This window comes from Alkalimonas sp., from assembly GCF_020831925.1.
Classification (GTDB): Bacteria; Pseudomonadota; Gammaproteobacteria; order Enterobacterales; family Alteromonadaceae; genus Alkalimonas.
In genome coordinates this window covers 20,210-43,951 of record NZ_JAFIFQ010000006.1, presented here as the reverse complement: position 1 = coordinate 43,951, position 23,742 = coordinate 20,210, and the positions used below count along the sequence as shown (strand labels likewise).

At 48.9% G+C, this 23,742-nt stretch carries 18 protein-coding genes; 13 read left to right on the top strand and 5 right to left on the bottom strand.

What is annotated here, in order from left to right:
- Positions 1-105 precede the first annotated feature (105 nt).
- From JJU14_RS03675 to JJU14_RS03655, 5 genes are read left to right on the top strand one after another with little or no spacing between them, the layout of a single operon-like run.
- Entirely contained in the window at positions 106-468 is a 363-nt protein-coding gene (locus JJU14_RS03675) for a curlin subunit CsgB (protein WP_228611251.1), read from the top strand.
- Positions 469-507: 39 nt separating this feature from the next.
- Entirely contained in the window at positions 508-2,061 is a 1,554-nt protein-coding gene (locus tag JJU14_RS03670; RefSeq protein ID WP_228611250.1) for a hypothetical protein, read from the top strand.
- Between the two features lie 47 nt (positions 2,062-2,108).
- Positions 2,109-2,495 carry a curli production assembly/transport protein CsgE gene (locus JJU14_RS03665; RefSeq protein WP_228611249.1) on the top strand — a complete coding sequence of 129 codons (387 nt, stop codon included), beginning with the start codon at positions 2,109-2,111 and terminating at the stop codon, positions 2,493-2,495.
- A 4-nt stretch (positions 2,496-2,499) separates the two neighbouring features.
- Positions 2,500-2,880, top strand: a complete 381-nt coding sequence (locus JJU14_RS03660; RefSeq protein ID WP_228611248.1) for a curli assembly protein CsgF — start codon at positions 2,500-2,502, stop codon at positions 2,878-2,880.
- Between the two features lie 2 nt (positions 2,881-2,882).
- A complete protein-coding gene (locus tag JJU14_RS03655) occupies positions 2,883-3,677 on the top strand; it encodes a CsgG/HfaB family protein (RefSeq protein WP_228611247.1) in 795 nt (264 codons plus the stop codon).
- 44 nt (positions 3,678-3,721) lie between these two features.
- On the opposite strand, the gene JJU14_RS03650 is transcribed toward JJU14_RS03655, so the two are convergent.
- Positions 3,722-4,381: a response regulator transcription factor gene (locus tag JJU14_RS03650; RefSeq protein WP_228611246.1), complete on the bottom strand. Its 660-nt coding sequence runs from the start codon at positions 4,379-4,381 to the stop codon at positions 3,722-3,724.
- A gap of 182 nt (positions 4,382-4,563) precedes the next feature.
- On the opposite strand from JJU14_RS03650, the gene JJU14_RS03645 reads away from it, so the two are divergent.
- Both JJU14_RS03645 and JJU14_RS03640 read left to right on the top strand, forming a co-directional pair.
- A complete protein-coding gene (locus JJU14_RS03645) occupies positions 4,564-5,043 on the top strand; it encodes a low molecular weight protein-tyrosine-phosphatase (RefSeq protein ID WP_228611245.1) in 480 nt (159 codons plus the stop codon).
- A gap of 112 nt (positions 5,044-5,155) precedes the next feature.
- A complete protein-coding gene (locus JJU14_RS03640) occupies positions 5,156-6,505 on the top strand; it encodes a class II 3-deoxy-7-phosphoheptulonate synthase (protein WP_228611244.1) in 1,350 nt (449 codons plus the stop codon).
- A gap of 56 nt (positions 6,506-6,561) precedes the next feature.
- On the opposite strand, the gene JJU14_RS03635 is transcribed toward JJU14_RS03640, so the two are convergent.
- Complete coding sequence (locus JJU14_RS03635; protein ID WP_228611243.1) at positions 6,562-7,371, bottom strand: pyruvate, phosphate dikinase/phosphoenolpyruvate synthase regulator; 810 nt, start codon at positions 7,369-7,371, stop codon at positions 6,562-6,564.
- A gap of 144 nt (positions 7,372-7,515) precedes the next feature.
- Here JJU14_RS03635 and ppsA point away from each other — a divergent pair, with 144 nt between their 5' ends.
- A complete protein-coding gene (gene ppsA / locus JJU14_RS03630; RefSeq protein ID WP_228611242.1) occupies positions 7,516-9,897 on the top strand; it encodes a phosphoenolpyruvate synthase in 2,382 nt (793 codons plus the stop codon).
- A gap of 119 nt (positions 9,898-10,016) precedes the next feature.
- Positions 10,017-11,564 carry an alanine/glycine:cation symporter family protein gene (locus tag JJU14_RS03625; RefSeq protein ID WP_228611241.1) on the top strand — a complete coding sequence of 516 codons (1,548 nt, stop codon included), beginning with the start codon at positions 10,017-10,019 and terminating at the stop codon, positions 11,562-11,564.
- A gap of 56 nt (positions 11,565-11,620) precedes the next feature.
- Here the strand turns inward: JJU14_RS03625 and JJU14_RS03620 are convergent, their stop codons facing one another.
- On the bottom strand, positions 11,621-13,468 hold the full coding sequence (locus tag JJU14_RS03620) for an ABC transporter ATP-binding protein (RefSeq protein WP_228611240.1): 1,848 nt from the start codon (positions 13,466-13,468) through the stop codon (positions 11,621-11,623).
- A gap of 107 nt (positions 13,469-13,575) precedes the next feature.
- Between JJU14_RS03620 and ribA the strand changes: the two genes are divergently transcribed.
- From ribA to JJU14_RS03605, 3 genes are all read left to right on the top strand, one after another.
- Positions 13,576-14,157, top strand: a complete 582-nt coding sequence (gene ribA / locus JJU14_RS03615; protein ID WP_091345120.1) for a GTP cyclohydrolase II — start codon at positions 13,576-13,578, stop codon at positions 14,155-14,157.
- Between the two features lie 90 nt (positions 14,158-14,247).
- Positions 14,248-17,289, top strand: a complete 3,042-nt coding sequence (locus tag JJU14_RS03610) for an FAD-binding and (Fe-S)-binding domain-containing protein (RefSeq protein WP_228611305.1) — start codon at positions 14,248-14,250, stop codon at positions 17,287-17,289.
- A 95-nt stretch (positions 17,290-17,384) separates the two neighbouring features.
- The gene (locus tag JJU14_RS03605; RefSeq protein ID WP_228611239.1) at positions 17,385-17,765 is read left to right on the top strand and encodes a hypothetical protein; all 381 of its coding nucleotides are present in this window, start codon (positions 17,385-17,387) and stop codon (positions 17,763-17,765) included.
- Positions 17,766-17,813: 48 nt separating this feature from the next.
- Here the strand turns inward: JJU14_RS03605 and JJU14_RS03600 are convergent, their stop codons facing one another.
- Positions 17,814-20,378 carry a TonB-dependent receptor gene (locus JJU14_RS03600; protein ID WP_228611238.1) on the bottom strand — a complete coding sequence of 855 codons (2,565 nt, stop codon included), beginning with the start codon at positions 20,376-20,378 and terminating at the stop codon, positions 17,814-17,816.
- Positions 20,379-20,599: 221 nt separating this feature from the next.
- Here JJU14_RS03600 and JJU14_RS03595 point away from each other — a divergent pair, with 221 nt between their 5' ends.
- A complete protein-coding gene (locus JJU14_RS03595; RefSeq protein WP_228611237.1) occupies positions 20,600-21,160 on the top strand; it encodes a GNAT family N-acetyltransferase in 561 nt (186 codons plus the stop codon).
- A 42-nt stretch (positions 21,161-21,202) separates the two neighbouring features.
- Here the strand turns inward: JJU14_RS03595 and JJU14_RS03590 are convergent, their stop codons facing one another.
- Positions 21,203-23,668, bottom strand: a complete 2,466-nt coding sequence (locus JJU14_RS03590) for a TonB-dependent receptor (protein WP_228611236.1) — start codon at positions 23,666-23,668, stop codon at positions 21,203-21,205.
- Positions 23,669-23,742: the final 74 nt, after the last annotated feature.

Sequence of the window (23,742 nt, the reverse complement as noted above, 5' to 3'; positions counted from 1 at the left end):
CATCCAATTGCAGCATGCTGTGAATCTTATAGTTTAGGCTGGTATCTAAGATTTAAAGGATGTGCCCAATTGTTAACAATCGCAAAAGTGTCCTTATTCAGCGCCTTGATTTTTAGCCCTTGGCTTTCAGCTGAACTGTCTTTGCCTCTAACCTCGTTGTTAGAGCGTCAGCAAATGGCAAACCAAGTTGTTTTGGAGCAAAACGGTTCTATGAATTCAATGCTGGTAGAGCAGTTGGGTCAAAGCAATGTCGCTTTGTTGCAGCAGGCTGGTTATTTAAATCAATTGGCATTACGTCAAATAGGCGTTGGTAATCGTGCTGAAATTGCCCAAGCTGACTCATTAAATCAAGTTGATGTATTGCAACAAGGAGATTTTAACCTGATCCAAATCCAGCAATTTGGCGGATCAGGTTTTAGTATTCAGCAAATTGGTAACAATGCGGAACTATCGATTGTGCAGTATTAAATACATGAAAGTTAAAACAATAATGACTGGAGAATAACAATGAGTTTTAAAAATCCACGTAAACACGTTTTGGGAGTGGCTATTGCGCTAGCACTTTCGGGAACAGCATTTGCTGATAACGAAGCCTTGGTATTGCAGACATCCGTTGCAGGTGCTATTGAAGGTAATGAAGCTTATGTTGAGCAAAGCGGCAACATTAATTTGGCAATTGTCGAACAAGATGGCAGTTTAAACGATACCCAGGTGAATCAAGATGGCGTTTGGCATGAAGCTTTTGCTTTCAGCGTAGGTGAGGATAACTGGATTCGTCTTGAACAACAGGATGATTGGCACATCGCATTTGTGGATATTGCCGGTAACGAAAACACCGCAACTGTCACTCAAGATGGCTTCTGGAATGTGGCTGAAATTGCAATTTCAGGCGATGTGAATGATGCTGCTGTGTTCCAAAACGGCGACCAGAATGAAGCAACTATCGTGTTAACAGGCGACGCCAACTTTGTTGAAGTCATTCAGGAAGGAGATGGTAATTGGACTAATGCTGGCTTTACTGGCAATAACAATGAGTTATTTAGCGTCCAGGATGGCAGCTTTAACGAATCAGGCATGTTTCAACTGTTCGGTGATGGCAACATCATGGAAGTTGAGCAATACGGCGATGGTAACGTTGGCGGTGTGGTTGGCGTGAATGGTGATAACAACACCTTCTATATCCAACAATTTGGTTCAGATAACGCTTTTATTGCCTTTGATGTCAGTGGGGAAGGCAACTTGGTAGATGTATATCAGGACGGAGCTCAGAACGTTTTTATTTTAGAGCCTCTGGCTGGTGTTGATAATACCATCTGGGTTCAACAAGAAGGTGTTGCTAACGAAGTTGATGCGCCTATTGGTGTAACTGGTAATGACAACCTTATCGATGTATGGCAGCAAGGCAACGAAAACATAGCATTCTTCGCAACCTTTGGTGATGGTCATGATATTGAGATTTATCAGGAAGGCAGCCAAAATGTCGGTGAAGTTGTGCTGGATGGTGGAATGAACCAGGCCTTTATTCATAGTTCAGGGGAGTTTAATTACGCTGGTGCTGCAGCCTTTGGTTACAACAACACCATCGTAATTGAGCAAGACGGAAGCGGAAACTTCGCGCTGGGAAATGTTGATTTTGGTTTTGATAATGTTATCGAAATAAATCAGGATGGCGCTGATAATTTTGCTTATGTTGAGTTTGTTGGAGCTGATAATCAGTTTTCGATTGAACAGTCCGGTGATTTCAACGAAGTTATTGCTACAGGTGACAGTGGCCTTCTGTTAAATCAGCGATTCACGGCACAGCAACAAGGGGACTTCAACTTGATTGATGTACTTCTGGCTGGCAGTGACAATGTAATGAGTATTACCCAGGTGGGTACTGGCAACTGGGTAACTGGCAACGCAGGACCTTCGTTTGTTCAAGGAGGCAATTCCGGTTTGGTCTCCATCTCACAAATGGGTAATGATAACCTGGTCATGGGTTCACAGATGGGTGCTGGAAATGTGATGTCTGTCACTCAGGTAGGTGACTTCAATACAGCTACTGTGATTCAACATTAATCGGCTCATGAAGTAAAACAGGCGGCTTAGGCCGCCTTTATGCCCTTATGAAAATAATAATTTATCTGCTGTTATTTATTGTTGCTTCTTTCACGCCTCAGAGCATTTCCAGAGATATTACACTGGGGGGATTGGTGCTTGATCGCACGGTTACTCGTTTTGGTAAAGACTTTGTTTTTTACTATTCAGGTTATTGGCGTGATATACCAGCAACGGACAATATCACTGTAGTCATCTATGAACAGGTATACCCTCAGGCTGGAACTGTACTTTGGGTCGAAATGAATGACCGGCGGATTTATCAGACTTACTTTGGCAGACGCTACAACGATGTGAAAGAAACTGCGGAACAGGCTGTACTTCAGAGCCTTACTGAGCTCGCCAGAATTCAGGCCGACCGTATACTTGGCGAATCAGCCGAAGAATTATTTTAAAGGAATGACCATGAAGTATAAGTTGTTATTCTTAACTCTTTTTATGAGCGCTGCTCATGGCACTGAGTTGGTTTATACCCCTATTAACCCAAGCTTTGGCGGTAACCCACTGAATGGGGCCTTCTTGTTGCAAAAAGCACAAATCCATCAACCTGGCCGAGTAGAAAAAAACTTTGTTGATAAGTTTAGAGAGGCTTTAGAGCGCAATATCATTAATACACTCACCAGGCGGATAGCTGATGGCGATTTGGTGGATGGCATCTATGATACCGGTGAGTTTATAGTCAATGTGAGCTCAGGGACGGATGGTAGTATCCGCGTAGAAATTACCAATCAAATGACTGGTGAAATCACGATTTTAATTATCCCAAGCATAGGTGGTTAAGCATGAAGAAGTTCATCATTCTTGCCGCTCTGATTTCGCTGGCGGGTTGCTCGGCGATGCCAAAACCCCGCTTTCACATCAGCCCGGCTGAAGTTGATAAGCCAAGTAGTCTGATGCAGCAGTTGTGGCAGCAACCAAAGCCACAACATGCCATTCCTGTTTCTGTCTATTCGTTTCGTGATCAGACCGGCCAATACAAGCCTCAGGCGAATGTATCCAGCTTTTCCACTGCAGTAACACAAGGTGGCACTTCCATGTTAACGCAGATCCTGCTGGATACAGGTTGGTTTGCACCTTTGGAGCGTGAGGGGCTACAAAATTTGCTGACGGAGCGCAAAATTCATGGCTCCAGCCGAAGTGGTCAAGAGCTTCCACCGCTGCGTGAGGCCAGGTTGCTGTTCGAGGGTGGTATTATCAGTTACGAAACAAACCTGACCACTGGCGGTTTTGGGGTAGAGTACTTTGGTATAGGGGCATCCGAATTATTCCGTGAAGATCAAGTGACTGTCTATTTACGGGCGATCGATGTGCATACAGGCCAAGTCTTGCTGTCTGTATCAGCCACTAAGAAAGTCTTCTCGCATGAAATGCGTGCCGGTTTGTTTCGTTATGTTGCCATCGATAGGTTGGCTGAAATGGAGACGGGGTTTTCTACCAATGAACCGGTTCAGTTTTCAGTTCGTCAAGCCATGGAAACAGCGGTCGCTGACTTGATAGAAAAAGGCGTGCAACGCGGTTTCTGGCGTCCTGGCTCTGCCTCTTCGGATGGTACCAGTTCAGTTTCAGGTGCGAGTTAGTACCATCCTATTTCAAGGTTTCAGCCGCACGATTAGTTCATAACCTAATCTGAGGTGTATGCCGGGTTTGACTGTTGGATCCAACGCAGCAGTTCAACCCGGTTTCTTGATTTAGTCTTACGAAAAATCGAAGACAAATGTGCTTTCACCGTATGAGCACTGATGTTGAGAGCCAGTGCTACTTCTTTATTTCTGGAGCCTTCAGCAACCAGTTGAATAATGCGTTTTTCCTGACGCGTCAACAATTGGATAGCGCTAAGTGCATCGGTATTAAAACCTTGCTTAAAGCGCTGCTGTAATACCTCATCAACCATGCCTGACATCACAGTGCGAGGGTAATACAACTCACCTGCCATCATCGTTTTTAATGCATTAAGGACCCGATCCAACTGCTCATCACGATACACAACACCACGAAGGCCAATATTTAGCGAAAAACCAGGATCTACCAGGCTTCTTTCGGCCTGGTACAGAAAAGTAGATCCTTTTGCCATGCATTGCATAAGCTCATCAGGTATACCTCGTTTACCCAACTGACGACCAACAAATGGAAAAGCTATGAGTAAGTTGCTACGAATACTTTTTTGATCAAACTCTGACCGTGTCATTTGTTCAACTTTGATATGAACGGACTCAGCCAGAAGCGATAGATTTGATGTTTTTTCACGGTCCGTGATTACGACCAACCGATTAAATGGATCCATAAATTGCCTTATACACCCCTAGTTCAAAGCTACTAATACATATAACGAAATATTGAACTTATGTCCTATTTTTTGCAAGCCTTAAATCTGATTTAACAAATCCAGACCCATACATGAGTAAAGATTTTGAATAAGGTTGCCTCATGGTAAAATAGACAAAAGGTAAGTCAGTCAGGTCATGTATGCTAAAAGTTCTGTTTGTTTGTTTAGGTAATATTTGCCGTTCACCCACTGCTCATGCTGTTTTCAGGGATATGGCAAAAAAGCGTGGTCTTCAGGTTGAAGTGGAGTCGGCAGGCACAAGCGCCTATCATCAAGGCGCTTTGCCAGATCAGCGAAGCCAATCGGTTGGCATTGAACGTGGCTATAGTTTTGATGGTATATCTGCCCGCCCGGTCAAAGATAGCGACTTTGCCTATTATGATTATATTTTTGCGATGGATTTACAGAATTTGCGGGACCTTATGCAACGCTGTCCAGCCGAATACCAAAATAAAATCTCGTTGTTTTTAAAGCATCATCCAGATTTTCATGACGGCAAGGAGGTGCCTGATCCCTATTATGGCGGTACCCGTGGTTTTGTGCGTGTGCTGGATTTAATTGAACAGGGTGCATCTGCTTTGTTGGATCAATTGCAGCGTGAGCATTCAAGCAAGCGGTGAAAGATACTGGAATAGCTTATAGCTACTTTATTTAGCCGTAAAGATTGCTTTTCTCTGGTAATAAATTTACTTTGTAGCCAGAGAAATTAAGCGAAGCAATGAGGACAAAGACGTGAGTTTATGGACGCCGCAAAGCTGGAGAAACTTTCCTATCCAGCAGCAGCCAAGTTATCAGGATAAAGCCCTGGTGACTCAAATTGAGCAGCAATTACAAAAATATCCACCACTGGTATTTGCCCAGGAAACCCGTGACTTATTCAGTCAGTTGGCGCAAGTTGCCAATGGGGATGCTTTTCTGCTGCAAGGTGGAGATTGCGCGGAAAGCTTTGCTGATTTTCATGCTCCTAAAATTCGCGATACCTTTAAAGTCTTGCTACAGATGGCTGTGGTACTGACCTTTGCCGGCCGAAGCCCTGTAGTAAAGGTGGCTCGGATGGCAGGTCAATACGCGAAGCCACGCTCAAGTGACCTTGAAACTATTGATGGCGTAAGCCTGCCTAGTTACCGCGGTGATATCATTAACTCCTCGGAGTTTACACCAGCAGCGCGTGAGCCGGATCCAAACCGCCTGGTTACTGCCTATCATCACTCAGCTGCATCGCTGAATTTGCTTCGGGCTTTTGCACAGGGTGGTCTGGCCGATCTGCATCAAGTCAACCGCTGGAATATGAGCTTTGTTGAGAGCAATCCACTGAAAGAGCGTTATCAGGATATTTCTCAGCGCATTCAGGAAGCTTTACGCTTTATGGAAGTTTGTGGCATCACCTCACAAACGGCCCCATCAATTCGTGAAACTCAGCTCTACACATCGCATGAGGCGCTGTTGCTCAATTACGAAGAGGCTTTGACACGTCGCGATTCGCTGACCGGAGATTGGTATGATTGCTCCGCCCATATGGTGTGGATTGGTGAGCGTACCCGGCAGTTGGATCATGCTCATATTGAGTTTTTCCGCGGCATTCACAACCCGGTAGGAGTAAAAATTGGCCCTGGCATTGATGGCGATGAATTGATCCGCTTGATTGATGCCCTAAACCCGGACAATAAAGCAGGCCGCCTTACTTTGATTACACGCATGGGTGCCGATAAACTGGCCGATAAGTTGCCACAATTGGTTCGCCGGGTGCAGAGCGAAGGGCGTAAAGTGGTTTGGAGCTCGGATCCAATGCATGGCAATACCGTCAAAGCCAGCAATAATTATAAAACCCGTGATTTTGAAGCCATCTTGCGTGAAATCCGACAGTTCTTTGCCGTGCATCAGGCGGAAGGTACACACGCTGGCGGTATTCACCTGGAAATGACCGGTGAACATGTGACTGAGTGTACAGGTGGTGCTTATGGTTTAAGCGAGCAGGATCTGGCGCAACGTTACTTTACTCAGTGCGATCCTCGTCTTAACTCTGATCAGGTTTTGGAGCTGGCATTTTTGATAGCTGATAGTCTACGCTCCGGTTCAGTTTAAATTGCACTTAACGAATGCTTGGTGCTATTAAGGCTCTGGCTATGCCAGGGCCTTTTTTAATGGCGGTGTCGTTTTAACCCTGTGATGGCCAGAATTTTGGCCGCCATTTCCTCGATCGATAATTGTGATGAGTTTAGAAATGGTATCTGCTCACGCCGATACAGCTGTTCAACTTCATTGAGTTCCAACCTGCATTGCGCCAGTGATGCATAGCGACTGTTTGGCCGCCGCTGCTGCCGGATATCACTTAAACGATCGGCACTGATGGTCAAACCAAAGAGTTTATTTTTGTTGCGTTTCAATACATCCGGTAACGTTAATCTGTCCATGTCTTCATCTACAAAAGGGTAGTTGGCCGCTTTGATGCCGTATTGTAATGCTAGGTATAGGCTGGTGGGCGTTTTACCGGATCGACTGACGCCTACCAGAATTAAATCCGCTTTATCAAAGTCTTTCATATTTGCGCCATCGTCATTGGCCAGCGCATAATTAACTGCATCGATGCGGTAATCGTACGTCTTTTCGTGCATGCTGTGGGTACGATGCGTTTTCGGCACAGGGTCCATACTGAGCTCTTTTTGTACTGAAGGTACAAAGGTATCGAGAAAATCGTAGCAAACACCATCGCTGCTATGGATCACCTCGCGCAACGCCTCATCAACAAAGGTCTGAAAAACTAAAGGGCGTTGGCCTGTAGCAGCATAGCGATCGTTAATCACAATTTTCATTTGCTGTGCCTGGGCAACTGTTTCTATAAATGGAATTGTGACATGCTCAAATTCGGCCGGAAACAACGACAGCAAGGCATGGCCGAATACTTCGGATGTAATGGCAGTGCCATCTGAGATATAAAATGCGGTGCGCACATGAGCTCCTTCAGTCGCTTTGTTATAGCCTATGACAAAATTGCTTTTTCTCAACAGTTTATTTGCCTTTCGTCAGGGTGTAAAATTATTCTGTAACCCAGAATGTAAGTTTACCAAGCTTGCTACAAACCATGGAGAATCACAGTGCAAAATTACGTCAGCTGGTATCAGGACCTTGGCATGCAGGATGTTGGACAGGTCGGTGGCAAGAATGCGTCCTTAGGCGAAATGATTAGCAACCTGGCAGGTGCCGGTGTACAAGTGCCGGGTGGCTTTGCCACGACTGCCGATGCTTTTAATGAGTTTCTAGAGCAAAGCGGCCTGAATGAGCGTATTTATCAGCGACTGGACAGCCTGAATGTAGAGGATGTGCACCAACTGGCACAAGCTGGCGCTGAAATTCGGCAGTGGATTATTGATACCCCTTTTCATAACGAGTTTGAACAGGCCATTCGGGGGGCTTATCAGCAGCTGCACCCGGACCAGGGAATGGATCTATCCTTTGCTGTGCGCTCATCTGCTACCGCTGAGGATATGCCAGATGCATCCTTTGCCGGGCAGCAGGAAACCTTCCTTAATGTCCGCGGGTACGATGCGGTAATCGTTGCCATCAAGCATGTGTTTGCTTCCTTGTTTAATGACCGCGCTATCTCCTACCGGGTGCACCAGGGCTATGACCATCGTGGCGTAGCGCTGTCAGCTGGCGTGCAGCGCATGGTGCGCTCAGATTGTGCCTCATCCGGCGTGATGTTTACCCTGGATACCGAGTCTGGCTTTGAGGATGTGGTCTTCATTACCTCTTCCTATGGTTTGGGCGAGATGGTGGTGCAGGGCGCTGTGAACCCGGATGAGTTCTATGTGCATAAACAAACGCTGGCAGCTGGCCGACCAGCAGTGGTGAAACGTAATCTGGGCAGCAAGCTGGTACAGATGGTTTATTCCAATGAACAGGGCCATGGCAAGCAAGTAGTAGTGGAGGACGTGCCTGCCGAACTACGACGCCATTTTTCACTGACCGATGCCGAAATCGAGCAACTGGCACATCAAGCCATGATCATTGAGCGGCATTATCAACGACCGATGGATATTGAATGGGCTAAAGATGGTGTCGATGGCCAGCTGTACATAGTGCAAGCCCGACCTGAAACGGTGAAAAGCCGTGAAGATCAAACCCGGTTAGAGCGTTTTCAGCTGAATGAAACTGGCCCCCTGTTGGTTGAAGGGAGAGCTATTGGTCAGCGTATTGGCTCCGGTGTGGCGCGGGTATTGGATGGCATCCATCAAATGGATCAAATCCAGCCCGGTGATGTGTTGGTAACCGATATGACCGACCCAGACTGGGAGCCTATCATGAAGCGGGCGGCCGCAATTGTCACCAACCGCGGTGGCCGTACCTGCCATGCCGCTATTATCGCCCGCGAGCTGGGTATCCCCGCCGTGGTGGGTTGTGGCGATGCGACTGATAAAATCCAGGATGGCGCTGAAGTGACCATCTCCTGCGCCGAAGGGGATACCGGCTTTGTCTATCAGGGCCTGCTGGATTACAAACTGCTCAGCACCAATGTGGACAGCATGCCGGAGCTGGCGATGAAAGTCATGATGAACGTCGGCAACCCGGAACGGGCTTTTGCTTTTTCCCGGCTCCCTAACGCCGGGGTAGGCCTGGCGCGGTTGGAGTTTATTATCAACCGCATGATAGGGGTGCATCCTAAAGCGTTGCTCAACTACTCGCAACAAGACCACGAAACCAAAGCCAGCATCGATCAGCTGATGGCTGGCTACAGCAGCCCAACCGAGTTTTACATTGCCAAACTGACGGAGGGCATTGCCACCCTGGCGTGCGCCTTTGCGCCACAAAAGGTTATTGTGCGGATGTCGGATTTTAAATCGAACGAGTATGCCAATCTGATTGGTGGACGGCGTTACGAGCCGCATGAAGAAAACCCGATGATTGGCTTTCGTGGTGCCTCACGTTATATCTCCGAAGATTTCCGCGATTGTTTTGCCTTGGAGGTTGAAGCACTGAAGCGGGTGCGCAATCAGATGGGTTTTACCAACATCGAAGTAATGATTCCTTTTGTCCGCACCCTGGAAGAAGCAAAGGCAGTCACTGAGCTGCTGGCAGCGCACGGCCTGAAACGCGGTGACAACGGCCTGCGTCTGATTATGATGTGTGAACTGCCATCCAATGCTTTGTTGGCTAAAGAGTTTTTGCAATATTTCGATGGCTTCTCGATTGGTTCTAATGATTTAACTCAGCTTACCCTGGGGTTGGATCGTGACAGTGGGCTGATTGCGCATTTGTTCGATGAGCGTAATCCAGCCATTAAGCTGCTGCTGTCTATGGCTATCAAGGCGTGTAAAGCCGAAGGAAAGTACGTCGGCATTTGCGGTCAGGGGCCATCGGATCACGATGACTTTGCTGCCTGGCTGATGGATGAGGGCATCGACAGTGTGTCCTTAAACCCGGATACTGTGGTTGAAACCTGGCTGTACTTGGCGGATAAATACGGTACCAAAGCTTAACCACCAATTTCAGGGCGCCTCAGGCGCCCTGAAGCTTACTGCCTCTGGTACAAAGGCCTTTTCTGTGGCAGAGTACCGCTTCCGTACAATAAAAAAATCAATGGTTTCAGGGGAATCTCATGGAAGCTTTTGTTAGCGCAGTCAACGGCATTATCTGGAGCAATGCCTTGATTTATCTGTGTCTTGGGGCAGGATTGTTTTACTCAATTCTGACTCGCTTCGCCCAGGTCCGTCACTTCAAAGAAATGTGCAAGCTGCTCTTTAGCAGCAACTCCTCTTCCAAAGGAATTTCTTCCTTCCAGGCATTGGCCGTTTCGCTATCGGGCCGGGTTGGGGTAGGTAATATTGCCGGTGTTGCGGCAGCTATTGGTTTTGGTGGCCCTGGTGCTATTTTCTGGATGTGGGTGGTGGCCTTTCTTGGTGCCAGTACTGCTTATGCAGAATCCACCTTAGGCCAAATTTACAAAGTTGAAGAAGACGGCCAATACCGTGGTGGCCCGGCTTATTATTTTGAGCGTTGTCTGGGGCAAAAGTGGCTGGCGATCCTGTTTGCCATTTCCGCCATCATTGCCTGTGGTATCTTCCTGCCGGGTGTGCAGGCCAATGCAGTTGGCAATGCCTTTACCCAGGTCTTTGGTGACGGCAATATGGTGGTGACCAGCTTCGGTGAAGTGGGCAGCAATAAGTTGGTCGCCCTGGCGGTGATCCTGATCGTGCTGGCCTTTATCATCTTCGGGGGTATTAAGCGCATCGCCAACTTTACCCAAATTGTGGTGCCCTTTATGGCGCTGGGTTACATCATCATGGCTTTGATCATCGTGTTTTTGAATATGGACAAAGTGCCCGGCATTTTTGCCTTGATCATTACCGATGCCTTTACCGCTCAGGCTGGCTTTGGCGCTGCCATTGGCTGGGGTGTGAAGCGGGGCATATACTCGAATGAAGCCGGCCAGGGTACAGGCCCTCATGCAGCTGCTGCGGCTGAAGTTGATCACCCGGCCCAGCAAGGTCTTGTTCAGGCATTCTCTGTTTATGTGGATACTTTGTTTGTCTGTACCGCAACAGCGCTGATGATCCTGATCACGCAACAATACAATGTGGTGGGTGAGTTAACCGATGGTAGCTTCATTGTGCAGAACATTGATGCAGCCACTGAAATTGGCTCACCAGCCTTTACTCAGATGGCGCTGTTCAGTGTGTTCGGTAACTTTGGCCAGGGCTTTGTTGGCGTGGCTTTGTTCTTTTTTGCCTTTACCACCATTTTGGCTTATTACTACATTGCCGAAACCAATGTAGCTTATCTGAACCGTCACTTTAAGAAAAATATTCCATTGTTTGTAGTAAAGATTGTCATTATGGCGATGGTGTCTTACGGCATGGTCAATGCAGCCGGTTACATCTGGGACATTGGTGATATTGGGGTTGGCTTAATGGCCTGGATCAACATTGTGGGTATCCTGGCGATTTTCTTTGTCGCTAAGCCAGCAATACTTTGCCTGCGTGATTACGAAGAACAGCAAAAAGCCGGTGGGGACATTAACTTTGACCCGGTGAAACTGGGTATTAAAAATGCAACCTTCTGGGAAAAGCGGCTGGCCAAGCAACAACAGTCAGCTGTCACTCAACCGGAACAGCCCGCTGGCAATGCCCAAGCTGAAAAATCGTAAACCCTGATTGTTTACGGTTACCAAAAAGCCTCTGCTGATCAGAGGCTTTTTTCTGCTTATTCCACGCCAATAAAACCACCGGTTTGATGCGCCCAGAGTTGGGCATAGATACCACCGCTGGCTACCAGTTCGGCATGCGTGCCTTGTTCAACAATACGGCCTTCATCCAGTACTATCAGCCGGTCCATTTGCACTATGGTCGATAAACGGTGGGCAATGGCAATGACGGTTTTACCTGCCATCAGTTTGTTCAGACTGGTTTGTATCGCAGCCTCAACTTCCGAATCAAGCGCTGACGTTGCTTCATCCAGGATCAGAATAGGGGCATTTTTCAGTAGCACCCGGGCGATGGCAATGCGCTGACGCTGGCCACCGGAGAGTTTCACTCCGCGCTCGCCAACCTGGGCATCAAAGCCACTATTGCCTTTGGGATCAGTCAGGTCAGCAATAAATCCAAGTGCTTCGGCTTGCTCAGAAGCCTGCAGCAGCTCTTGCTCGGTTGCATCCGGCTTGCCATAAATAATATTATCGCGCACCGATCGATGCAGCAGCGAGGTATCCTGGGTAACCATGGCGATATGTTGACGCAAACTTTCCTGGCTGACCTGACTGATATCCTGGCCATCGATCAAAATTTGACCGGACTCGACATCGTAAAAGCGTAGCAACAAGTTCACTAAGGTGGATTTACCGGCACCGGAGCGGCCCACCAGGCCAACTTTCTCACCGGGCTTAATGCCCAGGTTCAACTGGTCCAATACCGCGGCTTTTTCACGGTCGCTGTTTACTTTGCCGTAGTTAAAACAGACCGCCTTAAACTCAATCTGGCCCTTTGGTACCTGCAAGCGGCTGGCATTATCTTTGTCCAAGACGCTGGCAGGTTGTGACAGGGTCGCAATACCATCGGCGACTGTGCCGATGTTTTCAAATAGACTGCTGACTTCCCACATGATCCATTGCGCCATGCCGTTCAGCCGCAGCGACAGACTCACCGCAATGGCGATGGCACCAATCGAAATGGCACTGAGGCTCCAGAGCCAAAGTGCCAGTGCCGTAATGCAAAACACCAGTAGGTAGTTTAAACTTTGCACCGATACATTCAGCCAGGTGGCCAGGCGCATCTGCTGATAGACCGGCTTTAAAAAGATCCCCATACTGTCCTTGGCGTAGCTTTCCTCTCGCTGGGTATGTGAAAATAATTTCACCGTGGCGATATTGGTGTAGCTGTCGACAATACGGCCGGTCATCTCCGAACGGGCATCTGCCTGACGACTAGCAACTTCCTTTAAACGAGGGACAAAGTAAAACTGCAAAGCGATGTAGCAAGCAAGCCAAATCAGCATCGGCAGCATCAGGCGTGGATCGGCATCGGCGACAAAGTAGAGCATGGCGCCAAAATACACCAGTACATAGACCATCACATTCAGCAGCTTCATCACGGTTTCACGCACTGCCAAGGACGTTTGCATGACCTTGGTAGCAATGCGGCCGGCGAAGTCATTTTGGTAAAAGCTGACACTTTGACGCAGCAGGTAGCGATGTGACAACCAGCGGATCGACATCGGATAATTTCCCAGCAGGGTTTGATGCACCACTGCTGAGTGAAGAAAAGCAATCAGCGGTAACAACAACACGGTGACCAGCGCCATCCACAGTAAGGTTCGGCCTTCATCCTGAAAAAAGGTATCCGGGTTCTGACCAACTAACCAGTCTACCAGTTGTCCCATAAAGCTAAATAACATGACCTCCAGTACAGCAGAGGCGGCCGATAGAATGGCCATTACCAGCAAAGATCCCTCCATGCCGCGCGTATAGTGGCGGCAAAAGGCAACAATGCCTTTGGGCGGTTGCTCAGGTTCTTCGGCAGGAAAAGGGCGGGTGAGACGTTCAAACCATCCAAGCATCAGTACATTCTCTTGCAATCACAGGCGGCTATTTTAACGCAGGAATGGCTAAAAGTATGGAGGGCTGTGATAATATAGCGCTGATTTTATTTGTACCGAGAGCTGAAATGACATTGAAACTGGTTGCATCTACTGTTTTACCCACACCTTTTGCCGACTTTCAACTGCATGGTTTCCAGGCGCCAGATGGCAAAGAGCATGTCGCTCTGACGTTGGGAGATGTGACCACGGATGAGCCGGTATTGGCTCGGGTGCATTCAGAATGTCTGACTGGTGATGCGCTCTTTAGTTTGCGCTGCGATTGTGGCCCGCAACTCGAAGCAGCGATGCAAAAAATTGCCAATGAAGGTCGTGGTATCATCTTGTATTTGCGCCAGGAAGGCCGGGGCATTGGCCTTATTAATAAAATCCGAGCTTATGCCGAGCAGGATAAAGGATTGGACACGGTAGAAGCTAACGAAATTCTTGGCTTCTTACCTGATATGCGTGAATACGGTATTGCTGCAGAGATGCTGCAACTGCTTCATATCAAGCAACTGCGCTTACTGACCAATAACCCCCGTAAATTAAAAGCGTTGCAGGACGCCGGCGTAAATATTCTTGAGCGAGTGCAGCATCGTGTCAAGACCACAGCTCACAGTCACCGCTATTTGGCAACCAAGGCAGCAAAAATGGGGCATATGCCTTAATAGGCTACTTTACACGGTTTCAAGTGTTAATAAACTCCGATACTTAGTGGTATAATGGTTGCCACTGTCGGATGACCTAACGCGACCATGATGATCCCAAGTCTTGCCCCTGAAGCTGCTCTGGATGCCAGTGTTCTGGCGTTTTGCAATGCACTCCGCACCGCCGGTTTTGCTGGCGACATTGAAACCAGTTATGGTAGCCGCCTGGCGGTAGCCACCGATAACAGCGTCTATCAGGCGTTGCCGCAGGCGGTTCTGTTGCCAAAGCACCATGACGATGTGGTGCTGTTAACCAGCCTGGCGCAAACCTCCAGTTTCCGGCATTTGAAATTTAGTCCCCGAGGCGGGGGTACTGGCACCAATGGCCAATCATTGACTGAGCATCTGGTGGTCGATTTGTCGCGTCACCTTCGGGGTATTCTGGAAATTAATACCGAAGAAGGTTGGGTACGGGTACAAAGTGGTGTCATAAAAGATCAGCTCAATGCATTTTTAAAACCCTATGGCTTTTTCTTTGCTCCGGATTTATCCACCTCAAACCGTGCCACCATAGGTGGCATGATCAATACCGACGCATCCGGCCAGGGCTCTCTGGTCTATGGTAAAACCAGCGATCATACGCTAGCGCTTACTACAGTATTGATGGATGGTACTGTGCTGAAAAGCAAAAAAGAGCCACTGGCGGAGGCTGAAGCCAAAGCGCAGCAGGGTGGCACGATTGGCCAGGTGTATCGCCAGGCGCTAACAAGCTGCCGGGATTTTCGGCCGCAAATTCTACAGACCTTCCCCCGATTAAACCGCTTTTTAACCGGCTACGATTTAGAGCATGTTTTCAACGACGAGATGACCGAGTTTGATTTATCCCGGCTCATTACAGGCTCTGAAGGATCGTTGGGATTTGTTACTGAGGCCAAATTATCCATCACACCAATCGCCCGCCACAAGTGTTTACTTAATATTAAGTACGACAGCTTTGAAAGTGCACTGCGTAACGCGCCATTTCTCGTTGCAGCCGAGGCCACCTCGGTGGAGACAGTCGATAGCAAGGTGTTGGATCTGGCGCGCAATGATATTATCTGGCAGCAAGTGCAAGAGTTGATCACCGATGTTCCAGGCCAGCAGATGCTCGGCCTGAACATGGTGGAGTACAACAGTGAAGATAAAGACGATATTGAGCAGAAAATAGCTGCGCTGACAGCCCGACTGGATAATGCCATTGCAAAGCGCCAGCATGGCATTATCGGCTATCAGTTGACCTACGACACCGCAGCCATTGGCCATATTTACGCGATGCGTAAAAAGGCAGTTGGTTTACTGGGCAATACCAAGGGGTCACAAAAGCCCATTGCCTTTGCTGAAGATACCGCAGTACCGCCGGAAAAGTTGGCCGATTTTATTATGGAGTTTCGTCAACTGCTGGATAACCATGGCCTGCACTACGGTATGTTTGGCCATGTTGACGCTGGTGTTTTGCATGTTCGTCCGGCGCTCGATCTGTGCGATCCTGAGCAAGAAAAGCTGATGCGTACCATTTCCGATCAGGTGGTCGCTCTTACGGCCAAATATGGCGGCCTGATGTGGGGTGAGCACGGCAAAGGCTATCGCAGTGAATATGGCCCGGCGTTCTTTGGCGATGAGCTCTTTACTGAGCTACGCAAAATCAAGGCCGCTTTTGATCCCCATAACAGGGTAAATCCAGGCAAAATTTGCACCCCTTATCAAAGTGCCGATTCGCTGGTAAGTGTGGATGGCGCCAAACGAGCCTGGTTTGATAAACAAATTCCGTTGCAGGTGAAAGAAAGCTTTGATAGCAGTCTGAATTGCAACGGCAATGGCTTGTGCTTTAACTATGAAGCCAATTCCCCCATGTGCCCATCCAGCAAGATCACCAAAGACCGGCGCCATAGCCCCAAAGGTCGGGCTGGCTTAATGCGTGAATGGTTGCGGCTGGCCGAGCAGCAGGACGTGGATGTGTTACGACTGGAGCAACGGTTGCAAACCGAAGGGGCAGGGCTTGGCAGTCTTTGGCAGCGCATCCGTAACAGCTGGGCGCACAAGCAGGGCGAGCAGGATTTCTCCCATGAGGTCAAAGAGTCGATGGAAGGCTGTCTGGCTTGTAAAGCTTGCGCCAGTCAGTGCCCAATCAATGTCGATGTACCTTCGTTTCGTGCCCGGTTCTTGCAGCTGTATCACAGCCGTTATTTAAGGCCGGCGAAAGACTATGTGGTTGCCAACATAGAGCGTACCGCTCCTTTTTTGGCAAAAATGCCTCGGGCAGTGAATTTTTTCCTGCAACAATCCTGGCTGCAACGTGTGCTGGGGCATACCTTGGGCTATGTCGATACCCCGTTACTCTCGACGCCGACACTGGCTGAACGGCTACAGCAAAAGTATCAGTTTGATATGCAAAAGCTAGCCCAAGCCACCGATGCTGAGCGGCAGCAGATGGTATTGTTGGTGCAGGATCCATTTACCAGTTTTTACGAAGCTGAGCTGGTTGAGGATGCACTGAAACTGCTGGATAAGCTGGGTAAACAACCGATGTTGCTGCCATTTTTACCCAATGGTAAGCCGCAACATGTAAAAGGTTTCCTCCGTGACTTTGTCAAAACCGCCAGCAAAGCCTCACAATTTCTACAGCAACTGCATCAATATCAGGTACCTATGTTGGGTCTGGATGCTTCATTGGTGTTGGTATACCGGGATGAATACCGCAAACTGTTGGGCGATAAACGCGGTGACTACGAAGTCGCTTTGTTCCATGAGTGGTTGCAGCAGCAGGAGCTGCCTCAGGCCAGCAAAAGCGGCAACTTTGCTTTGCTAGCCCATTGCACAGAAAAAACTGCGCTGCCTGCTACTGAAAAAAGCTGGCAGCAGATATTTAGTAAAGCTGGCCTTAGCCTAAAACCCATCAGTGTAGGTTGCTGTGGTATGGCTGGGACTTATGGTCACGAAAAACAAAATCTGGACAACAGCAAGGCGCTCTTTGAAATGAGCTGGCAGGCGCCAGTGCAGCAACATGGTACCGATGCGATTTTGGTCACCGGCTTTTCCTGCCGTAGCCAGGTAAAACGCCTGGTAGGTGAAAAGCCCAAACATCCGCTGCAGCAATTGTTGCAGGCACTAAGCTAGCGAGCGGCTAAATTTTGAACAAGGCGCGTTTTTGCAGTATACTTTTGTTGTCTATAAAGTTTGGCTGAGTCTCATCCAGACGACAAGGGGGCTGTATGATCAATGCTGCCAATACGCTTAGTTCAGCTGCTTTTGCTGAGCTAAAGCAACAAATGGCCTTGCGCGTTGCCGATCAGGCTGAGCGCGAGGCCCAGCAGTTAAAGTCCCAGGCGGATGAAAAGCGTAAAGAAGCGCGCGAAATGGCGCAAACGGCTCGTGAACTGCAGTTGGAGTCAGGCCAGGCGCAAAGTCGTGCTGATTTAGCGCGGGCCAGTCTGCCGCCAGAGGATTTGTTTGAACGGCTGGAGCAACAGTATAGCACCATTATCCAAAGCAATGCCGACGAACCACAGGAAGAACAACAACCACAAGCTGAGCCTGCCGCCATTAATATTTTCGGTGAAGCCACCGGCACCAGCCTCAATATTACAGTTTAATAAAAAAGCCTCCGGTTGGAGGCTTTTTTATTTCAGTATACTTCCGCGTTAGAAGCTGTAACGACCACGCAGATACCAGAAGCCACCATTGATCCCCATAGGTGAGGTTTCAAAGTATTTGGCACCAAGTATACGTTGCATACCTTCTGGCAAACGCTCAGGCTTGGTATCGAACACATTTTGTGCGCCAACAGCGACTGAGAATGCATTATTAATGGCGTAGTTCACTTCAATGTCGAAGGTGATTTTCGCCGATGCATCCACATTCAAGCCATCGGAGTCGGCATGGACGCCTTGGTATTTACCAAAGTAGTTACCACGTACAAACATGGAAACATCGTTCCACTGTTGGTTCCAGCCAAGAGTGGCACGGTGACGCGGTAAATCCTGCTCCAAACGCGAGACCTTGAATGCTCCAGTAATATCGGAGAACTTGGTCACTTCAGTTTTATTCCAATTGTACGCCAAGCTGAAGGTAGAACGACCATTTAGCAAATTAGCGCCATAGTTCATCACTACATCCAAACCGGTGGTCTTGGTCGAGAAATCATTGGTGTAAAATGAAATCAGTGACAAAGAATCGACTCCCCGAATGCCAGTAGCACGCAACTGTTCTTTTTGCTCTTCTGTGATCGGAATTTCCGCTGATTGACTGATACGGTCATCCACATCAATACGGTACAGATCGGCGGTCATAAAGAAGTCGTTACCCGAGTACACCACACCAAAGGCATAGCTGGTAGAGGTCTCCGGTGTCAGTTCAGTAGCCCCAAACAGCTGGGATACCGGGTTGGTGGGTGATAACAAGGCAATATCAACCAGTTCGCCTTCGGCAACCGCAGTACGAACGTTACTGATGTTGGCCTGACCAACCGTTGGCGCACGGAAGCCGGTACTGGTTGAGGCACGGATCGCTAGATCATCGGTTAAACGGTATTGACCGGTTAACTTGTAATTGGTAGTAGTACCAAAGGTTTCATAATCTTCATGGCGTAGTGCAAATCCCGCCAGGAAGTTTTCTGAAAATTCCGCTTCAAAATCAACATAAGCTGCCCAGTGGCGACGCACATAGACACCAGCATCGTCTGGCTTAAAGCCTGGGAAACCATTGGAACCAATGCTCATGCCATCATCGATGTAAGGGCCAATTTCCCAGGAGGCAACATCGCCGGCCACAATTTCAAAGCTCTCTTCCGACCATTGCAAACCACCAGCCACTGCCAGGTCTTCATACAGACCAACCGGTACAAAGCGGTAAAAATCGGCATTGAAATGTTTTTCCAGCTGGATATAACGTCCAGGCTCAAATTCAGTCGGAGTATCCGGGCCAAGCGAGGCATTTACGGTATTCACTATACTGAAGCTGGCTTCACTGCGACCAACGGTTGCACTGAAATCATACATGGTGCCTTGCAAGGGGCCGGATAAAAACTCGCCTTTGGTACCACCAACCAGTGAGGTATCAGTAATGTTACCGCCAAAGTTCGGGGTAAAACCACCAGGGAACATGGAGAAGAAGGTGAAGCAATGGGCCGGTAGGGCACTGACCTGGCTGTTAACCGCACTAAAACTTGTATCAGCCAAGGAAACTGTCGGGCAACCGCCTAAAGCTGGGTTGGTATTGGCCACCAACAAGGTTTCACCACCATCATTGGAGAATACACCACCACGGGTATAAGGATCGCGGTAGTAGAAACCACCTAACACATCACGTTCGGAGTAATTTCCGAATAAATAGGCATCACGCCCATTGCCCAAATCCAGCCCCGCATTGGCGAAAATAGCGATGTCATCGCTGATCTTCGGTGAGCCCCAGATCTGTACTGCTGGCTGTAAAATGTTGGGGTTGCCATCAGCGATGTGCTGCAAGGCATCACCGCGTTGCACGCTACGGCTGGTTGGATCGGATGACTTGTATTGCGCACTTATGTTAAAAAAACCAGCATCGGACAGCGGCATCCCTATGTTGGCATTGATTTCGTTGCTGGTACCATCCCCAGCGTAAAACTCACCACGACGTACTTCAATGTGACCGCCTTCATCCCGATCATTCAGCACAAAGTTGACCACACCGGCAATGGCATCGGAGCCATACTGTGCTGCTGCTCCATCACGCAGAATTTCAACCTGTTTGATAGCAGCACCCGGAATGGCAGAAATATCCGGTCCCTGAGCACCATCGTTCAGGCCACCACCTAACATAGTGATGACGGCAGAGCGATGGCGACGTTTACCATTGACCAGGATCAGGGTGCTATCAGACGATAAACCGCGAAGATTCAATGGACGAATCAAGGTGGCCGCATCGCTGATAGGGTGAGAATGCACGTTCATCGACGGGACTGTAGTCGCCATCATGTTTAACATATCGGTACTGCCGGTTTTCATCAGCTCATCGCCACCAATGATATCTACCGGCACTGGTGAATCTGCTACCGAGCGTGGTGCTGAGCGACTACCGACGACGGCAATGCGTTCAACACGTTCTGGCGCGGCTGTTTCGGTTTGTTCCTCTGTGTTTGCCCACACAGGTGCTGTTAGTGCCAGTGAGGTGACACCGGCAATGGCACAGCGGATACAGGTCGATAAACGACTATAGTTCTTTGTTTGCATAGTTGTTCTTCCTGGTTTCTATTATTGTTTATAGTACTTTGGGCTTATTGTTATTATTCCCAGAATTAACATAGGTGATTTAGAAATCATTGTCTATCCTATTTTCATGGCAATTTGCCGCATTTTACCCATATTGGGTATGGAATTTGCTTGATTGGGGACAGGGCTTATTAAAAGCTGAGCAATCGATTGCAATGGTAAGATGTGAGTGAGGTACGGTTATGCTTATTCGGCCCTATCGGGCATCCGATCAAAAAGCGCTGCTGACATTGGCGAATCAGGTGCATGGCGCTGGTTATCTGGATAAACCTAAGCTGGAAGATTATCTACGGCGAGGTCTGGCCGCAGGGCTCAATGCTAGCTTTGTCGCTTATCTGGAAGGTAAGTTGGTTGGCTACCGCCTCAGTTTTTCTGCAGAGCATTGGAAAGCCGATGAATGGTGCAATCCTCAGCTTTGGCCTGTTGCGGCAAGTAAAATGGCGTACTTTAAATCAGTAGCCGTTGATCCTCGTGTTCAGGGGCAGGGGATCGGCAGTCGGTTGTTGCAGGCGTCTATTGAGGTATTGCAGCAACAAGGCGCAGAGGCTGGTTTGGCGCATTTATGGATGCAAAGTCCTGGCAACAGTGCCGTGCGCTACTTTACCAAAGCAGGCGGACGCTTGCTTGCAGTACATCAGGATAAATGGTTAGCCTTATCCCTGCAAAGCAGTGGCTACGATTGTCCGGTCTGTGGCAAAGAGTGCCATTGCACGGCGGCTGAAATGGTGTTGGAGTTTCCATAAAAAAACGGCCTCATGCTATGAGGCCGTTCAATTTTTACGCCATTAGAAGCGAGCGCGTAATCCTACTGTGATGGCTCGTCCTGGCAGAGGAGCATCTTCTTTGATGAAAGAGCTGTGAACGAAGCCAAGTCGATTGGTCAGGTTGGTACCACGAACAAAGGCAGTCATTTCCACATCACTGAAATCAAAGTAGTAACTGAAGGTTGCATCCAGCAGGGTGTAACCAGCAGTACGGCTTTCCAAAGGGCTGACCCGATTCTGACGGGCATAGCGGGTTAAGCCTACTTCACCACTCCAGTTTTGCGCCTGGTAACGGTACTCAGCGCCCAGTTTCATCGGTGGAATACGTGGTAAGTCGTCGCCACTACGTACTTTGGCACGGACCTGATCAGCAAATAAATGCACCGATTGAGCCTGATCCAGGTAGTAAGCCAGCTCAAACTCAAAGCCATACAACACCGCATCATCCTGACGGTACTGCAGTACCGGGAAACCATGATCGCTGTGATCATCGTGGCCATGGCCGTGGTCATGCCCATGGTCGTGACCGTGATCATGTCCATGGTGATCGCCACCTAAATCATCCATGTGCAAACCAGTATTGGCTAGGTAAATGTAGTTATTGACCCGGTTGTAGAAGAAGTTGTAGGTCAAGCTCAGGTTGCCATCAAATTTGCGGAAAGTCAGATCCAGGTTATTCGCCACTTCCTTATGGAAGCGCTCACGGTTTGGCTCGATATCGCCATCGTGATGATCCAGCACATAAGCTAAGCCCAACTCATAGGTGCCGGTAGCTAAATGTGCGCCATTGGCATAAAGCTCAGCAGCACTCGGCGCCCGCTCAGAACGACTGGCAGCAAAAGCCCAGGAGAAACCAGGTTGAAACTCCCAAACTAGGCCTGCTGACAAGCTGGTGGCGGTAAAGCTGGCTTCGACATGTTCATGGTCATCATGATCGCTATGGCCGTGATCGTGGCCATGGCTGTGATCATGATCCTGATGACCAAATTCAATACCGTCAGCGTGGTATTTTACCCGTTCCAAACGACCACCCAATTGCAGGGTTAAATCACCAAAACGCTTTTCTTCAAGCACAAAGAGAGCATGACTGGTGGTTTCTGAATCTGGCGTAAAGGCCTCTTCACCCGACGCGGTGTAATCATTGCGCAGCAAGTGGTAGCCGAAAATACCGTGCCAACCAGCCAATGGTTCATGCTCTAGCGTGATGCGGGACTCCAGAGTTTTGCTGCCAAAGAAGGTAGCTACATGACCATCTTCAATTTCACTGTGCTCGTAATCGGTGTAGCCCAGGTTAAAGGCGATGGTCTCAATGCCAGCAAAGGGATCGTAATACTCACCAGCCAGGTTAAAGCGATTCTGCCGGGCCTTGGCAAACACATCATCGTCATGGCTACCGTGGCTGTCATGATGGCCATGTCCGTGATCGTGGCCATGATCATGGTCATCATGAGCGTCATGACCGTGCGCATGATCATGGCCAGGAATGCCGTACTCGGATTCGGTGCGGCCCATGTGGAATCCAATCAAGCCGCGACTACCGATATAGCTTAAGCCGGCGTTGATGCTGCTGGTTTCAACCCAGCTGTTGTCGATTTCATCTTCGTGATCACCATCACTGTTGGTAAAGTGCGGTACTTTGTAATCATCCGCGTTGCGATGCAGACCATCCAAATGCCAGGCGATTTGATTGCGGCTACCATCATGGTTTAAAGCCACGGTTTTTTCGTCAGATACGCTGTTGTAGCGGGTTTCAACCACGGTATCGGATTGCGGCCGTAGCTGACGCGGAATACGGTTATCCACCACGTTGACGACACCACCAATGGCACCACTGCCATACAACAAAGTTGCAGGGCCGCGCAGTACTTCGATTTGCTCCGTGGTCAGGGCATCCGCCATAATGGCGTGATCCGGACCAATCCGGGAGACATCGCCAGTATCCAGGCCGTTATTCAAAATGCGCACGCGCGGGCCATCCAGACCACGGATCACCGGGCTGGATGCGACAGGACCAAAGTAATTAGCGTGAACGCCCGGTTGTTTTTTCAGTGTTTCACCAATGGTAGGCTCAGCGCGACGAGATAGTTGCTCACCAGATAAAACGGTGACCGGGGTAGCCATATCCAGATTGTATTTATGAATGCCTGAAGCAGAGACGATCATCCGCTCAATCTGACCGCCTGGTTGCAAAGTAATCGCAAGCGCGCTGGCTGGGTCGGTCACTTGCAAATACTGGCCATCAAAACCTGGAGCACTGATATGCAGCTCTGCATTAGCCGGGGCATTTAACTGAAAGCGGCCGTTGGCGTCGGTATAGATGTATTGCTGACGACCGTGCACATGGATGCGGGCATTTTTAACCGGTTCCCCTTGAGCATTAAGCACTGTGCCGCTGACTTGCTGACTGGCCATAGCCTGGGCTGAGAATGAGCAGGCTATCATTATGGCCAGGGCCGAGGGTTTGAGAATCGACTTCGAATTGCGCATCGGGTTTCCTTCTTTTACATCGATGTTAGGTTTGTGATGTTATAACATTTTACAGCTTTCCTGTGCTGCATCAA

What these genes read in the sequence shown, in the direction of transcription:
- JJU14_RS03670 (WP_228611250.1), top strand. Translation starts at nt 508, where the DNA reads ATGAGTTTTAAAAATCCACGTAAACACGTTTTGGGAGTGGCTATTGCG.
- JJU14_RS03665 (WP_228611249.1), top strand. Translation starts at nt 2,109, where the DNA reads ATGAAAATAATAATTTATCTGCTGTTATTTATTGTTGCTTCTTTCACG.
- JJU14_RS03660 (WP_228611248.1), top strand. Translation starts at nt 2,500, where the DNA reads ATGACCATGAAGTATAAGTTGTTATTCTTAACTCTTTTTATGAGCGCT.
- JJU14_RS03655 (WP_228611247.1), top strand. Translation starts at nt 2,883, where the DNA reads ATGAAGAAGTTCATCATTCTTGCCGCTCTGATTTCGCTGGCGGGTTGC.
- JJU14_RS03650 (WP_228611246.1), bottom strand. Translation starts at nt 4,381, where the DNA reads ATGGATCCATTTAATCGGTTGGTCGTAATCACGGACCGTGAAAAAACA.
- JJU14_RS03645 (WP_228611245.1), top strand. Translation starts at nt 4,564, where the DNA reads ATGCTAAAAGTTCTGTTTGTTTGTTTAGGTAATATTTGCCGTTCACCC.
- JJU14_RS03625 (WP_228611241.1), top strand. Translation starts at nt 10,017, where the DNA reads ATGGAAGCTTTTGTTAGCGCAGTCAACGGCATTATCTGGAGCAATGCC.
- JJU14_RS03620 (WP_228611240.1), bottom strand. Translation starts at nt 13,468, where the DNA reads ATGCTTGGATGGTTTGAACGTCTCACCCGCCCTTTTCCTGCCGAAGAA.
- ribA (WP_091345120.1), top strand. Translation starts at nt 13,576, where the DNA reads ATGACATTGAAACTGGTTGCATCTACTGTTTTACCCACACCTTTTGCC.
- JJU14_RS03610 (WP_228611305.1), top strand. Translation starts at nt 14,248, where the DNA reads ATGATCCCAAGTCTTGCCCCTGAAGCTGCTCTGGATGCCAGTGTTCTG.
- JJU14_RS03605 (WP_228611239.1), top strand. Translation starts at nt 17,385, where the DNA reads ATGATCAATGCTGCCAATACGCTTAGTTCAGCTGCTTTTGCTGAGCTA.
- JJU14_RS03600 (WP_228611238.1), bottom strand. Translation starts at nt 20,378, where the DNA reads ATGCAAACAAAGAACTATAGTCGTTTATCGACCTGTATCCGCTGTGCC.
- JJU14_RS03595 (WP_228611237.1), top strand. Translation starts at nt 20,600, where the DNA reads ATGCTTATTCGGCCCTATCGGGCATCCGATCAAAAAGCGCTGCTGACA.
- JJU14_RS03590 (WP_228611236.1), bottom strand. Translation starts at nt 23,668, where the DNA reads ATGCGCAATTCGAAGTCGATTCTCAAACCCTCGGCCCTGGCCATAATG.